This window comes from Catellatospora sp. IY07-71, assembly GCF_018326265.1.
In the GTDB taxonomy this organism is placed as follows: domain Bacteria; phylum Actinomycetota; class Actinomycetes; order Mycobacteriales; family Micromonosporaceae; genus Catellatospora.
Map to the genome: position 1 here is coordinate 7,885,774 of NZ_AP023360.1, position 14,637 is coordinate 7,900,410.

The window sequence follows — 14,637 nt, forward strand, 5'->3', positions numbered from 1 at the left end:
CCAGGAGTGGCGGGCCTGCGCGGCAGCCGCCGACGAGACCGGCGCCGGGCTCGCTGCCGCCTCCCCCGCACGGGCGGGCTGGCACGGTGCGGACGCGCACGCCTACGACGCAGGCCGGCTGCTCCTGATGGAGCTGACCGGGACCGCGCGGACGCTGGCCACGCGGGCCGCCGACGTGCTGGACACGCTGGCCGGCCGCACCGACGGCGTACAGCGGCACCTGGACGAGAGCCTGGCCCGGCTCGCGGCGGCGGTGCCGCACCAGGGCGGGCCGGACCGGCCGCTGTTCGCGGTGACCGGCCCCGCACAGGCCCGGCGGGTGCACGCCGCCGTCGCCGAGGCCACGGCGCTGCGCGGCGACCTCGACAGCGCACACGAAGACGCCGCCACGGAACTGGCCGCGCTCACCGCGGCGTGGGCGGCGCTCGCTGAGCGGGGCCGTCCGCTGCCCGCCGTACCCGCCCCCGAAACGAAGGGGGCTGCCAAGGTCGTCATTGGGGCCGGGCTGACGCTGGTGGACACCGGCGCGGGAGAAGACGACGTTCGCGTGACCACCGACCCGACGGGCCGGACCGTGGTGCAGGCAGGCGGCACGACCGTGGCCGCGGTCAGCGAGGGCAGGCTCGTCCTGCGCACCGGCGCCGGCCGGGACACGGTCGTGGTCGACGCCGCGGTGCGGCTTCCGGTGACCGTGCTGGCCGGAGCCGGAGACGACCGGGTCACCGGCGGCGACCTGCTGCACGGCGCGGGCGGCCGCGACGCGCTGCTCGGCCGCGACGGCGACGACCTGCTGCTGGGCGGGGACGATCGCGACTACCTGGACGGCGGCGTGGGCGACGACGTCCTCGACGGCGGAGACGGGGACGACACCGCCTACGGGCTCGACGGCGCGGACCTGCTGCGCGGCAGCGACGGCGACGACCACGTCTCCGGCGGGCGGGGCAGCGACCTGCTGCTCGGCGGCACCGGCGACGACACGCTCACCGGCGGCGCGGGCCGCGACCTGCTCGACGGCGCCTCCGGAACCGACCGCGCCTACCGCGACGCCGACGATTCGGCCGAGCCCACCGCTCCAGCCGCCGACGATTCGGCCGAGCCCGCCGATCCGGCCGCATCCACCGGCCCTGCCAGGTCTGCCGGCCACGCCGTTGACGCAGTGGCGGTCGGCGGGGCCGAGGTGGTGCACCAGGCGCCCGCCGTGGTGCCCGGCGGACGGCTGCTGATCGAGGGCTCGGCCGAGTTCGCGGCACGAGTGGCATCTGATCTGGACCTGCTGCGGGCCTCGCCCACCGGGCGGCGGCTGCTCGCCGAGCTGGACCAGGAGCTGGCCGCCGGGGACGGCTGGCTGCCCGGGGACGGGCCGGACTCGGTCACCATCCGCGAGCTGGGCGCGGGCTCCGGCAACGGGTTCGCCGGGACCGACGGCGACGACGACCGCTTCGTGATCGCGTACGAACCCGGCTTCGACTCCCTGGCCGGGGACGCGCCACCGGTCGTGGTGCTGTTCCACGAGCTGGGGCACGCGTGGGCGCACCTGACCGGCAACGGCGTGCCGGGCGCGTACACCGGCGACGACGTGATGTGGGACGGCCGGTCGTGGGTGCCCGTGCCCGCCGCCGAACGGGCCGTGACCGGGCTGCCCGTCGACGATGACGGAGATCCGACAACGCCCGAACGGCCCGCGCCACGGCACCCGTATCCGCTGACCGAGAACGCGCTGCGTGATGAGCTGGGCATTGTCCGGCGCGACCGGTACGGCTCCCCGGCACGCCCTGAGTGACACGGCAACCACCGTCTGCTATGGAGGTCCGGCCGATTGCATCAAGACACCCTTGTTTGACACAGTGTGCGCGCGTTGATCGCAACGCGGTCACTTGTGGCGGCTAGGGGAGGAACGAAACATCATGATGGGTCCACAGCACGCGCTGTCCGGCGCGGCCACGTGGCTGGCCGGATCCTGGGTGGCGGCCCAGTTCTTCGACTACCCGCAGTCGGCCACCACGATCGCCATCGGCGCCGCGGTGTGCGCGGGCGGGGCGCTGCTGCCCGACCTGGACATGTCCGGCAAGGTCACCAAGGGCCAGGGCGGTTCCACCGTGTCCCGCAGCTTCGGTGTGGCCTCGCTGTTCGTCGCCGAGGTGGTGGAGAAGATCTCGGTCGGCGTCTATACCGCCACCAAACTGAGCAAGGACCCGGACCGGGACAACGGCCACCGCACGCTGACCCACACGCTGCCGTTCGCGGCGCTGATGGGCTTCGGCGCGACCTGGCTGTGCACCCACTACGGCAAGTGGGCCGTGATGGGCATCCTGTTCTTCATGTTCGGGTTCGCGCTGCGCGGCCTGTTCGACAAGTGGGCCGACCGGGCGGGCTGGGTCATCGTGACGCTGACCTCGGCCGCGGCGGCGTACTTCGCGTACGAGTTCCTGCCCACGATCGAGCGCGGTTACCCAATGATCGGCCTGGCGGTCGGCGTCGGCTGCATCGTGCATCTGATGGGCGACATCATCACCCGCGCCGGCGTGCCGATCCTGTGGCCGATCCCGACCGGCCGCCGCATGTGGCGCATGATCGGCCTGCCGAACACCTTCGCCATCGAGGCCGGCAGCAAGGTCGAGACCACCGTGCTGCGCTCCGTCTTCACCATCATCTCGCTGCTGGCCGGCGCCGGCCTGCTGGCCCCGGCGCTGCTCAAGCGCTTCGACATCGAGATCTGACCTACTTCGCGTCGCCGTAGGAGTCCGCCACGGCGACGGTGAGCGGGAAGCGCACGGGCGAGCTGCCGAACAGCAGCTCGCCCGTCGCCTTTCCACCGGCCTCCAGCGCCGCGACCACCAGCTCCGCCTCCTCGGCGGGGCAGTGCACGATGACCTCGTCGTGCTGGAAGAACACCAGCTCGGCACGGGTGTCCCAGAGCCGGGTGCGGAGGTCGGCCAGCAGCGCGGCGGCCCACTCCGCCGCCGTGGCCTGGATGACGAAGTTGCGGGTGAACCGGCCCCGCGAGCGTCCCGACGCGCCCTCGTCGGCCCACGACGACTCCAGCGCCGACGGCGGGCAGGTCCGGCCCAGCCAGGAGCGCACCAGCCCGCCGGTCTCCCCGGCCCGCGCCGCCGCCTCGACGTACGTCCACGCCTTCGGGTAGCTGCCGCGCAGCGCCGCCAGCGCGGGGGCGGCCGCGCCGCCGGTCTGCCCGTACATCGCGCCGAGCAGGGCCAGTTTGGCCTTGGCCCGGTCGCCGCCGAACGACTCGGCGGCCAGCGCCGCGTACAGGTCGCCGGAGCCCGCGGCGCGGGCCAGCCCGGCGTCGCCGGACACCGCGGCCAGGATGCGCGGCTCCAGCTGCCCCGCGTCGGCGACGACCAGCCGCCAGCCGGGCTCGGCCCGCGCCGCGCCGCGCACCGCCTTGGGGATCTGCAGCGCTCCCCCGCCCCGGGTGGCCCAGCGCCCGGAGACGACGCCCGCGACCACGTACGCGGGCCGGAAGCGGCCGTCGTGCACCCACTGCTCGCGCCAGCTCCAGCCGTGCGCCGTCCAGATCCGGTAGAGCTCCTTGTACTCCAGCAGCACCCCGATCACCGGGTGGTCGACGGCGCGCAGTGTCCAGGAGCGGGTGTTCGGCACCTCGATCCCGGCGCGCCGCAGCGCCCGGCGCAGCTCGGCGGGCGAGTCCGGGTGCAGGCCGGGGGCGTCGAGCAGCTCGGCGATGCGGGCCGACAGCTCGGCCAGCCGGCGCGGCGGGCCGCCCACCGGCGAGGGCTCGCCGAGCAGGCCGACCAGGATCTCGTCGTGGGTCCGGGCCTGCCAGGGCAGCCCGGTGTGCCCCATCTCGGCGGCGATCAGCGCGCTGGCCGATTCGGCCGCGACCAGCAGCCGCATCCGCTGCGGGTGCTCGGTCGCCGCGATCCGGGCCAGCTGGTCGCGGTACACCGCGGTGAGCACGTCCAGCGGCGCGGCGCCGCCGGGCGCCTCGGCCGGGGCGGGCGTGTCGTCGAACAGGGTGCCCTGCCGGTCACCGGGTGGACGGCCGGGCCGGGCGGCCTGGTCCGCGGGCACGGGAGCGCCCACCAGCCGGGCGTACGCGGCGGCGGCCGAGCGCGGCTCCCCGTAGCGGCCCGCGTACCCGAGCAGCAGCGCCTCGGCCAGCTCGGCGTCATGGCACCGGCGCACCCGCACCCCGCGTTCCAGCAGCGGCGGGTAGCTCTGCTCGGTGCACCCCCACAGCCAGCGCGGCCCGGCGGCGTCCCGCGCGGCGACGGCGGCGGCGAGGTCGGCCACGGGCTCGTCCGGCCCGACCGGGGCGCCCGCGGCGTCCAGCGGGCGCAGCACGCCCCCGCCGCTGCCGTCCGCCACCACCGCGATCACCGTCACCCGACCATTGTGCTGGTGGGGGCGGACATGCCGATTCAGCTCCGGCCCCGCCCGATTACGGCTATAAGGGACTTATGACCGAGACGGGGCCGGTGTTCGACCGGATCGGCGCGACCTACAGCGAGGCGTTCGCGGACCGGCCGGGTCAGCTGGCCGCCGGACGCTGGCTGATGGACCGGCTGGCCGGGCGGGACAAGCCGCTGGTGCTCGACGTCGGCTGTGGCTCGGGCGAGCCCACCGCGCGCCAGCTCATCGACGGCGGCATGCACGTCGTCGGCATCGACACCTCCCCGGTGATGCTGGAGCTGGCCCGGCACACCGTGCCCGAGGCCATCTTCGTCGAGCGCGACCTGTTCGACCTGGACGGCCTGCACCCGACCCAGCAGCGCTTCGACGGCGTGGTGGCGTTCTTCTCGCTGCTCCTGCTCCCCCGCCCCGACGTCGAGAAGGCGCTGGACGACATCCACCACGTGCTGGCCCACGACGGCGTCTTCGCCCTCGGCATGGTGGAGGGCGACAGCGACCACCTGATGCGCGACTTCCTCGGCACCCAGGTGCCGCTCACCGCATACCCCCGCGAAGAACTCCCCCACCTGCTCAACCGCCACGGCTTCGTCGTCGAAGAACTCCGCGCCGACTACTGGGAACCCGCCCCGATCCCCACCGTCCCCACCACCCCCCAAACCCACCTCTACGCCTACTGCACCGCCGCCCGCCCCGACTAAAACGCGACGATCTTGCGTGAACCGCGGGTACGACACGCCCTTTCCGGGCATATCCCCAACAGTCCGCGCAAGATCGTCGCGATCTTGAGCAGTGCCGCGTGAGGGCGGCGGGTTACTTGACGGCGCCGGCGGTGAGGCCGGACTGGATCTGGCGCTGGAAGATCGTGTAGACGATGATCATCGGGATGATGGCGATCGACAGCGCCGCGAAGAGGGCCGGCCAGTCGGCCTGGTAGCCGGCGGCCGTGGAGATGCTGGCGATGCCCTGGGTGAGCAGCCACTTCTCCTGGCCCTCGGCGCCACCGGGGAGCAGCGAGACCGGCAGCACGTACTGGTTCCACTGGCCGATGATGTTGAAGATCGTGATGCTGATCAGGCCGGGCTTGGCCATCGGCATCATCACCGTGAAGAACAGGCGGGTGTGCGACGCGCCGTCGATCATCGCGGCCTCGGCCACCGCGTTGGGCAGCGTCTTGAAGAACGCGGCCAGGAAGAACACGGTGAACGGCAGCGAGTACGCGATGTACACCAGGATCAGGCCGGTGTGCGTGCCCAGCAGGCCCAGCTCCTGCACCACGATGTAGAGCGGGGTGAGCGCCAGGTACACCGGGAAGGCCAGGCCGGCCACGAACAGGAAGTAGATGACCCGGTTGCCGATGAAGTCGTATCGGGCCAGCACGTACGCGGCCATCGCACCGAGCACCATCGTGCCCAGCGTCGAGAAGAACACCACGACCAGGCTGTTGATGAAGTACTGGCCGACGTTGGCCTCGGTCCAGGCGCGCCCGAACGAGCCGAAGTCCCACTCGCTCGGCAGCGCGAACGGGTTGCCGATGAAGATCTCGGTGTTGTTCTTGAACGCGGCCAGGAACGTGAAGATCAGCGGGTAGATGATCAGGATGGCCCACACGGCCAGGGCGACGTGGGACAGCTTGTTCAGCACACCGAAGCTGCGCCGATTCTCAGACTTGGTAACCACGACAGACCCCGCTCAGTGCTCGACCGCGTCGCGCTTGCCGCCCCGCAGGGACAGCACCGCGAAGATGATGGTGAAGACGGCCAGCGCCACGCCGAGGGCCGACGCGTAGCCGTAGTCCGACTCCCGGATGCCCGACTTGTAGATCTGGACCGGCAGCACGGTGGTGGCCCCGTCCGGGCCGCCCTCGTCGATCGAGAGCACCATGACCAGCGCGAACGCGTCCATGGCGAGGATGCCGAGGTACACCCAGGCGACCTTCACGGTCTCCATCAGCAGCGGGATGGTGACCCGGAAGAAGATGGTGATCCGGTTGGCGCCGTCCATGACGGCCGCCTCGTAGATCTCCGCCGGGATGCTGGACATGCCGGCGGCGAACAGCACGACGTAGAAGCCGACCGCCTGCCACACCAGCACGCCGAGGATGGACCACAGGCCCCACTCGGCCATCCACTGCACCGCGTCCACCCCGAACAGTTCGAGGAAGCGGTTGAGGATGCCGCTGCCGTCCGGGGCGTACACCCGGCCGAAGATGACGCCGACGATGACCACGGCCAGGACCTGGGGGAGGAAGAACACCACCCGGTAGAACTTCGACCCCCAGACCCCGGTCATGGTGCCGCCGCGGGTGCCCCCGCCCATGTTCAACAGGAACGCGAAGAACAGGGCGAGGGCGATCGTGATCACCGGCAAGGTGACCAGCAGGAAGACGTGGTGCTTCGCCGCCAGCCAGACCTTGTCGTCGTCGATGAGCTTCTGGAAGTTCTCCAGCCCGACGAAATCGAAATTCGGGGACAGGCCGCTCCAGTTCGTCATGGACACCTGGACCGCCGCGGCGATCGGGCGCAGGACGAACATCGCGTACAACGCGAGTGGTGCGATCAGGAACCCGATGACGAACGGGTACTTACCTTGCCGCATGATCACTTAACTCCGCTCGAGGGTTAGCGGGAGAACTTCTTCTCGGTCTTGTCGGCGGCGGCCTGCATCCGGGTGCAGAACTCGTCCGCGGTGCCGCCCTGGAACATCAGCTTGTTCGTGGCGGCGCGGCACTCGTCGTCCAGGTTCTTGTACCAGGCGTCCCAGCGGAAGCTGAAGTTCGCCGGGCCGGCCGCGGTGAGGGCCGCGCTGGACGAGGCCAGGCCGGGGGACATCTCCAGGCCCTCGGTCGAGCCCTGCACGACGGTGAGCACCTTGGTGAGCTCGGTGAAGCCCTTGGCGCCCGCCTTCGACAGCATGTGGCGCAGGTACTCCTTGCCACCCTGGACGTTCTTGCCCTTGCTCGCGACGAAGTACATCTCGCCCGCGGCCGCGTACAGCGCGGTCGCCGGGAGCTTGTCCGACGCGGTCGCGCCCGGGATCGGCATGACCTGGTAGTTGAAGCCGGCCGGGGTGTCCTTGGCCTGCTCGTTCTCCAGCCAGGAGCCCGACGGGTAGAAGCCCACCTTGCCCTGGTTCTGCTGCAGCTGCACCTCGGTGTGCTTGAGGCCCAGGTGCGCCTTGTTGCCGTACTTGGCGCCGACCTCGGCCCACAGGGTGGCGGCCTGCTTGACGGCGTCGTTCGTCCAGGCGCCCTTCTCCAGGTTGTCGATCGCCTTGAGGACGTCCGGGCCGCCGATCTTCGCGGCCGTGGTCAGGATGACCAGGTACTGGTAGTAGGCCGCGTTGGCGCCCGCGTACGAGTACGGGGTGATGCCCTTGGCCTTCATCTTCTCCAGCAGCGCGGTGAAGTCCGCCCAGGTGGTCGGCGCGGTCCAGCCGTTCTCCTGGAACAGCTTGCCCGAGTACCACAGGCCGAACACGGTGTAGGCGTAGTTCAGCACGTACGGCTTGCCGTTGAACGTGCCCTGCTCGACGGTGCCCGGGACCAGGGTCTCGGCCACGGTCTTGCCCGCGATGTCGAGCGACGGCGCGGCGAACAGGTCGGACAGGTCGGCCACCTGGCCGGCCTCGACGAGCTTGCCCTGGTCCATCAGCTTCGAGCCGGCGTTGTTCACCATGTCCGGCGGGGTGTTGCTGGCGAACCGCGGCTGCAGCGTGGTCGAGATCTCCTGCGCCGAGGAGAAGTTCACCTTGGACTCGGGGAACTTCTTCTCGTACGACGGCTTGTGCACGTCGGTGGCGTACTTGGTACCGAGACCGCCATCGAAGATCACAATCTCGACCGGAGCCTTGGTGTCGACACCCAGCGGGTTCTCGGCGGTGACCTGGCCGGTGGCCTGGGCGGTGGGCTCGTCGCCGCCGCCGCCGACGCAGGCGGAGAGCAGACCGGCGGCGGGGGTGGCGAGCAGGCCGACCGCCGCGGTCCGGCGCAGCACGCTGCGACGGCTCAGGGCCGACGGGCTGTCGGTGTGGTTGGACATCATTGTCTCCTCATTTTCGGGTCGCGGTGATCGTGACTCGAGTAAGTGGCGAGGCGGTGCATGTGGCGGTCGCGGTTACCCGCGAAGGACCCGGCCGCACCAGGGTTCAGTGCGGCACCACACCGGGCTCCGTTGCTCGGTGTGGTGTCGGCCCAGTGCTCGAGCGAGTCGAGCACGGTCGGGGGCAGCACGGCGGCGGGGGCGGCGGTCACGACTCGCCCTCCCGGCCCTGGCCGTTGCTGAAACGGTGCGCGTCCACCGCACGGGCGGTGCGCTGGAACGCGGTGTGCGAGCGGTCGTGGGTGCGCTGGGCGACCGCGATGTAGAGCAGGTCCAGCACCACCAGCTGCGGGTGGCGCGCCGACAGCGCGTCGGGCCGGAACGAGGTGGCCTGGCTCGCGGTGAGCAGCACGATGTCGGCCAGCTCGGCCAGCGGCGAGCGCGGGAAACCGGTCAGCGCGATGGTGACGGCGCCGTGCGAGCCGGCCTCGGCCAGCATCTCGACGGTCTCCCGGGTCTGCCCGGTGTGCGAGATGCCCAGCGCCACGTCCCCGGCGCGCAGCAGGGCCGCGCTGGCCAGGCCGTTGTGCACGTCCGGCCAGGTCCACGCGGCGATGCCGATGCGGTGCAGCGAGAACTGCATCTCGGCGCCGACCAGCGCCGAGCCGGACGCGCCGTAGATGTCCACCCGGTTGGCCGCGGCGATCGCGGCCGCGGCCCGCTCCACCTCGGCGAGGTCGAGCATGGCGGCGGTGTCCCGCATCGCCTGGGTGTCGGCCGCCATTATCTGGCCGAGTACGCGCTCCAGCGGGTCGCCCGGCTCGATGGCCCGGCCGATGTCCTCGGCCCAGCCGGCCGAGCGCGCCGCCCGGCCGGTCTCCCCGGCGATGGCCAGGCGCAGGTCGGCGTAGCCCTCGAAGCCCAGGGCGCGGCAGAAGCGGGTGATCGTGGCGGGCGAGGTGCCCGAGCGCTCGGCCAGCTCGACGATGGTGGCGCGCGCGGCGCCGGCCGGATCGGTGAGCACCTGCTCGGCGACGCGCTGCAGGGCCCCGGTGAACTCGGGCAGCTGGGCGCGCACCCGGACCAGCACGCTGTCGGGGCGGTCCAGGCCGAGCCGGGCGTGCGGGATCTCGGCCGAGGCGGCCTGTGCCGCCGCGACTGGTTCCACGCGCTCCACCACTGGTTTCTCCTACTGACCGGGTCCCGAACAGTTAACCGAAAGGAAGTTAACTGTTAGTGGTAAAAGTTCTTACTGGAGACCCCCCTTTGTCAAGTCCGTGGGCATAGTTTTTAAACCGTTACCTCGCGATGCTGCCGTCCACTTGCTCAGAGCCGCCAGTTTGGGGAGCATGAATGCCGCTTAGGCCACACCAGCGCTGACCGTTTGGGGGAGGAACGAGCCGATATGCCGGACAAGCTGGTGTTAGGCCTGGACATCGGCGGCACGAGCACCCGGGCCGTGCTGGCCTCCCCCGCCGGACACCGGCTCGGCACCGGCCGGGCGGGCGGCGGCAACCCCACCACCCACGGCGACGCCGCCCTCACCGAGCTGACCGCCGCCATCCGCGCCGCGCTCACCGGCCACGACCCCGCCGACGTCGGCGCCGCCGTGCTCGGCATGGCCGGCTACCCGAAACTCCTCGCCGACGCCGTCCTGCGGGACGCGTTCGAGGCGGCCTGGGCGGGCACCGGACTGCGCTGCGAGCCGCACCTGGTCAGCGACGTGCTGGTGGCGTACGCGGCGGGCACCCCCGACCCCGACGGCACCGTGGTCGTCGCGGGCACCGGGGCGATCGCCGCCCGCGTCCGCGGCCACCGGCTCGACCACGTCGCCGACGGCCACGGCTGGCTGCTCGGCGACCTCGGCTCCGGCTACTGGCTGGGCCGCGAGGCGGTCCGCGCCGCCCTGCGCGACCTCGATCAGGAGCGCCCGCCCGGCACCCTCGCCGCAGGCGTGCTCATCGAACTGCTCGGCACGGCCGAGCTGGCCCCGCGCCGCCGCGACACCGCCGCCGCGCTGGTCCAGGCCGTCGTCAAGGCTCCGCCCATCGCACTGGCCCGGCTCGCTCCCCTGGTCCTGAGCTGCTACGACGCCGCCGACCCGGCCGCCGTGGACCTGGTCCGGCGCGGCGCGGCCCACCTCGCCGAAACCGTGGCCATGGTCCGCGCCCCCGGCGAGACCACGGTCCTGGTACGCGGCGGCGGCCTGCTCACCAACGACACCCCCCTCGCCGCCGAACTCACCGCCGCCATCACCGCGAGCTGGCCCGACACGACCCCCCACCCCGCCGGCGACGCCGCGGCCGCCGCGGCCTGGCTCGCCGCCCTCCCCACCACCCCCGACCCCGCCACCCTGCACACCCACCTCCTCACCCCCTGACCCCACCCCACCCCACCCGGTCCCGCCCCGTCCCGTCCCGCCCAAGATCGGCCGACTTGCCAGGCACCCGGGCGTATCTTGGGGACCCATTCGGCCATGTGCCAGGCAAGTCGACGGATCTCGAGGCGGCCGCACGGGCGGTCGCGCGGGCGGGCGACACACGGGGCTCGCGGAGTCGCGCCGGGCGCGCCCGGTAACCTGCTCCGGTGCAGGTCTGTCAGTCGATGAGAGAACCGGCGCGATGACGGACGTGAAGGTCGTCGCCGCGGCCGGCACCCGCTGCGGCACCTGCGCCGAGGCGCTCTACCTCACCGCGCAGGTCCCGCAGCCCAGGTCCAGCCGCACCCGCACGGTCGGCCTGTGCCCGCAGTGCGACGCCGGGCGCCCCGAGACCCAGGGCCTGCTGGCGTACTTCGCCGAGCACCAGCGCGTCCGCCCCGAGGACCTGCACCAGGTGCACGAGCTCGTCGGCCGCTGGCTGGAGGCGCTCACCGAACGCGCCGACCGTGACGGCTCCCTGGCCGCCGACGTCGAAGCCTGGTGGGCGGCGCGGGCAGGCTGAATCCGGTTGCCGTGCCCGCCCCGGCGGGTTATGAACCTCGTATGGTGACCTTCCGCGCCGCCACCGCGGCCGACTTCGACGACGTCAACCGGCTCATCCAGCGCTCGTTCCTCAACGACGACGGCGGCCGGGAGTGGGACGAGGAACGCGCCCTGTTCGAGCCCGAACGGGCCGTGCTCGCCGTCGACGGCGACCGCGTCGTGGGCCACGTCGGCACGTACACCCGCGAGCTGAGCGTGCCCGGCGGCGTGCTGCCGGCCGGTTTCGTCACCGCCGTCGCCGTCGCGGGCACCCACCGCCGCCGCGGCGTCGCCTCCACCATGCTCACCCGCCAGCTCACCGCGATCCGCGACCGGGGCGAGGCGCTCGCGGTGCTGTGGGCCAGCGAGGGCGGCATCTACGGCCGCTACGGCTACGGCATGGCCAGCCGGCGGCTCAGCTTCGACATCGACCGCCGCGAGGCGCGCCTGGACGGCGCGAAGTTCGACAAGACCCGCCTCGACGGCCTGTCCCTGCTCGCCGGACCGGCCGCGGACTTCCGGCCCGAGATCGGCATCGTGTACGAGCAGCAGCGCCCGCTCCGGCCCGGCTTCGCCTCCCGCGACGCGCGCTGGTGGGACTACCGGCTCGCCGACCAGGCGTGGCATCGCGGCGGCGCCGGGCCCATCCAGGCCGTGGTGTGCCGCGAGGGCGACACCGTGCTCGGCTACGCCCTCTACCGCTTCCGCTCGCAGTGGAACGACAGCGGACCCAACGGCCAGGTCAGCGTCATGGAGACGATCGCGGCGACCCCCGCGGCGTACACGGCGCTGTGGGAGTTCCTGCTCAACGTGGACCTCACCCGCACCGTGGGCCTGTGGCTCGGCGCCGTCGACGAGCCCCTGCAATACCTCACCAACGACCCCCGCCGCCTCGGCATGCGCCTCGGCGACGGCCTCTGGGTCCGCCTCGTCGACGTCCCCGCCGCCCTCTCCGCCCGCCGCTACCCCATCGACGTCGACGTGGTCCTGGAGATCACCGACGACCTCCTCCCCGGCTCCGGCGGCACCTTCCACCTCCGCGGCAACCGCGACACCGCCACCTGCGAGCCCACCACCGCCGCCGCCCACCTCCGCCTCGACACCGCCACCCTCAGCGCCCTCTACCTCGGCGGCAACACCCTCGGCGCCCTGTCCGCCGCCGGCCGCGTCGAAGAACTCCACCCCGGCACCATCACCACCACCGACCCCGCCCTCTCCTGGCCCCGCGCCCCCCACGGCATAGAAATCTTCTAACCACCCCCTCTCTCCCGCGCCGATCTTGCGTGAACTGTGGGTACGACACGCCTTTTCCGGGCATATCCCTAACACTTCGCGCAAGATCGTCGCGATCATGGAGCGGCCCGGCGGGCGATGCGGCCAAGGTCGCGGGTTCGTGTCGAAATCTTCGGCCCAACCTTGGGTTTCGACAGGAACTCGCGATCTTCGCGAGGGCCGCGGTCTGGGGCAGCGGGCAAGATGGGGGCATGCTGTTCGCCGGGATCGCCGCCACCTCGGCCGCCGTGGCGGCCACGTCTGGCCGCAAGGCCAAGATCGAGCTGCTCGCCGCCGCGCTGCGTGAGCTGGCCGCGGGCGGTGATCCGGTGGAGATCGCGGCGGGTGCCGCGTACCTGAGCGGTGAGCTGCGCCAGCGCCAGATCGGCGTGGGGTACGCGGCTCTGCGCGACCTGCCCCCACCAGCCGACGCGGCCACGCTCGACATCCGGGCCGTGGACGCCGCGCTGGAGTCGATGGGCCTGATCAGCGGCCAGGGCTCGGTCGCCCGGCGGCGGGACGCGGTCGGGGCGCTCTACGGCGCGGCCACGCTGCCCGAGCAGCGGCTGCTGACCGGGCTGATCGGCGGCGAGCTGCGCCAGGGCGCGCAGGCGGGCCTGCTGGCGGACGCGATCGCGCTGGCCGCGACGGTGCCGGCGGTGGTGGTGCGCCGGGCCCTGCTCCTGTCCGGCGACCTGAAGGCGGTGGCGGTGACCGCGCTGACCGAGGGTGAGCCGGGGCTGGCGGCGCTGCGGCTGTCGGTGGGCACGGGCCTGGCGCCGATGCTGGCGCAGTCCGCCCCCGACCCGGAGCAGGCGTTGGCGGTGACGGGGGTGCCCGCGGCGGTGGACGCCAAGCTCGACGGGATCCGTATCCAGGCACACCGCGACGGCGACGAGGTACGCGTGTTCAGCCGCAGCCTGGACGACCTGACCGCGCGGGTGCCGGAGATCGTGACGGCGCTGCGCGCGCTGCCGGTGCGCTCGATCGTGCTGGACGGGGAGGCGCTCGCGGTGGACGAGTCGGGGCGGCCGCGGCCGTTCCAGGAGACCTCCGGCCGGGCCGCGCAGCGTGCGTCGGGGCTGCTCACGCCGTACTTCTTCGATCTGCTGCACCTGGACGGGGCGGACTGGATCGACGAGCCGGGCACGGCGCGCTGGGCGGCGCTGGACGACGTGATCCCGCAGCACATGCGGGTGGCGCGGACCCTGGCGGACACGCCGGAGGAGGCGCGGCGGGCGTTCGGCGCGGCGCTGGCCGCCGGGCACGAGGGCGTGGTGGTGAAGGCGGCGCGCGCGGCGTACGAGGTGGGCCGGCGGGGCGCGGCGTGGGTGAAGGTGAAGCCCCGGCACACGCTGGACCTGGTGATCCTCGGCGCCGAGTGGGGCAACGGGCGGCGCCGGGGGTGGCTGTCGAACCTGCACCTGGGCGCCCGGGACGCCGCTGGCGGCTTCGTGATGCTGGGCAAGACGTTCAAGGGGCTGACCGACGCGATGCTGCGCTGGCAGACCGAGCGGCTGCTGGAGCTGGCGGTGGAGCGCGACGACTTCTGGGTGCGGGTGCGGCCGGAGCTGGTGGTGGAGATCGCGTTCGACGGGGTGCAGCGCAGCACCCGCTACCCGGGCGGGGTGACGCTGCGTTTCGCGCGGGTGCTGGGCTACCGCGAGGACAAGAGTGCCGCCGAGGCGGACACGCTGGACGCGGTCCGGGCCCTCGGCGGCGCGGTGGGCAGCGATCCGGTCACTGCTCCGGAATCATGATCCAGAGAATGATGTAGATGATGAACTGCGGACCCGGCAGCAGGCACGACAGCAGGAACAGCAGCCGTACCAGCCAGGCCGGAAGGCCGAAACGCTCGCCGAGACCGGCGCACACGCCGGCGATCCAGCGTCCGTGGCGCGGCCGGTAGAGCCGCCGACCTGATGAGGCCATCTCCTCGTCAACTCCTCGAAGACCGTGCGGCGTGTGTTC

13 protein-coding genes are annotated in these 14,637 nt (G+C 72.6%); 7 read left to right on the forward strand and 6 right to left on the reverse strand.

The features are described 5' to 3' along the window. Nucleotides 1–127 precede the first annotated feature (127 nt). Nucleotides 128–1,780: a M91 family zinc metallopeptidase gene (locus CS0771_RS39545; RefSeq protein WP_371821602.1), complete on the forward strand. Its 1,653-nt coding sequence runs from the start codon at nt 128–130 to the stop codon at nt 1,778–1,780. A 124-nt stretch (nt 1,781–1,904) separates the two neighbouring features. Next, nucleotides 1,905–2,717: a metal-dependent hydrolase gene (locus CS0771_RS35315; RefSeq protein WP_212845039.1), complete on the forward strand. Its 813-nt coding sequence runs from the start codon at nt 1,905–1,907 to the stop codon at nt 2,715–2,717. 1 nt (nt 2,718) lies between these two features. Here CS0771_RS35315 and CS0771_RS35320 read toward each other — a convergent pair whose 3' ends face one another. Beyond that, a complete protein-coding gene (locus CS0771_RS35320) occupies nt 2,719–4,368 on the reverse strand; it encodes a bifunctional 3'-5' exonuclease/DNA polymerase (RefSeq protein ID WP_244871221.1) in 1,650 nt (549 codons plus the stop codon). 74 nt (nt 4,369–4,442) lie between these two features. Between CS0771_RS35320 and CS0771_RS35325 the strand changes: the two genes are divergently transcribed. Next, nucleotides 4,443–5,093 (forward strand): class I SAM-dependent methyltransferase, encoded by a 651-nt coding sequence (locus CS0771_RS35325; protein WP_212845040.1) that lies wholly within the window; start codon nt 4,443–4,445, stop codon nt 5,091–5,093. Between the two features lie 112 nt (nt 5,094–5,205). Here the strand turns inward: CS0771_RS35325 and CS0771_RS35330 are convergent, their stop codons facing one another. The 4 genes from CS0771_RS35330 to CS0771_RS35345 form a co-directional block, all read right to left on the reverse strand. Next, a complete protein-coding gene (locus tag CS0771_RS35330; RefSeq protein ID WP_239125753.1) occupies nt 5,206–6,036 on the reverse strand; it encodes a carbohydrate ABC transporter permease in 831 nt (276 codons plus the stop codon). Between the two features lie 48 nt (nt 6,037–6,084). After that, nucleotides 6,085–6,990, reverse strand: a complete 906-nt coding sequence (locus CS0771_RS35335) for a carbohydrate ABC transporter permease (RefSeq protein ID WP_212845041.1) — start codon at nt 6,988–6,990, stop codon at nt 6,085–6,087. A 23-nt stretch (nt 6,991–7,013) separates the two neighbouring features. Continuing rightward, the gene (gene ngcE / locus CS0771_RS35340) at nt 7,014–8,432 is read right to left on the reverse strand and encodes an N-acetylglucosamine/diacetylchitobiose ABC transporter substrate-binding protein (RefSeq protein WP_212845042.1); all 1,419 of its coding nucleotides are present in this window, start codon (nt 8,430–8,432) and stop codon (nt 7,014–7,016) included. 208 nt (nt 8,433–8,640) lie between these two features. Next, on the reverse strand, nt 8,641–9,561 hold the full coding sequence (locus CS0771_RS35345; protein ID WP_203746610.1) for a MurR/RpiR family transcriptional regulator: 921 nt from the start codon (nt 9,559–9,561) through the stop codon (nt 8,641–8,643). Between the two features lie 276 nt (nt 9,562–9,837). Here CS0771_RS35345 and CS0771_RS35350 point away from each other — a divergent pair, with 276 nt between their 5' ends. The 4 genes from CS0771_RS35350 (at nt 9,838) to CS0771_RS35365 (ending at nt 14,426) form a co-directional block, all read left to right on the forward strand. Beyond that, nucleotides 9,838–10,812, forward strand: a complete 975-nt coding sequence (locus CS0771_RS35350; RefSeq protein WP_212845043.1) for an N-acetylglucosamine kinase — start codon at nt 9,838–9,840, stop codon at nt 10,810–10,812. Nucleotides 10,813–11,053: 241 nt separating this feature from the next. After that, nucleotides 11,054–11,374 carry a DUF6300 family protein gene (locus CS0771_RS35355; RefSeq protein ID WP_212845044.1) on the forward strand — a complete coding sequence of 107 codons (321 nt, stop codon included), beginning with the start codon at nt 11,054–11,056 and terminating at the stop codon, nt 11,372–11,374. Nucleotides 11,375–11,415: 41 nt separating this feature from the next. Beyond that, nucleotides 11,416–12,648, forward strand: a complete 1,233-nt coding sequence (locus CS0771_RS35360; protein WP_212845045.1) for a GNAT family N-acetyltransferase — start codon at nt 11,416–11,418, stop codon at nt 12,646–12,648. A gap of 230 nt (nt 12,649–12,878) precedes the next feature. Continuing rightward, the gene (locus CS0771_RS35365; RefSeq protein ID WP_212845046.1) at nt 12,879–14,426 is read left to right on the forward strand and encodes an ATP-dependent DNA ligase; all 1,548 of its coding nucleotides are present in this window, start codon (nt 12,879–12,881) and stop codon (nt 14,424–14,426) included. Here CS0771_RS35365 and CS0771_RS35370 read toward each other — a convergent pair. Then, nucleotides 14,407–14,598 carry a PspC domain-containing protein gene (locus tag CS0771_RS35370; protein WP_212846218.1) on the reverse strand — a complete coding sequence of 64 codons (192 nt, stop codon included), beginning with the start codon at nt 14,596–14,598 and terminating at the stop codon, nt 14,407–14,409. The two genes, CS0771_RS35365 and CS0771_RS35370, sit on opposite strands and share 20 nt — an antisense overlap. Between the last annotated feature and the right edge of the window lie 39 nt (nt 14,599–14,637).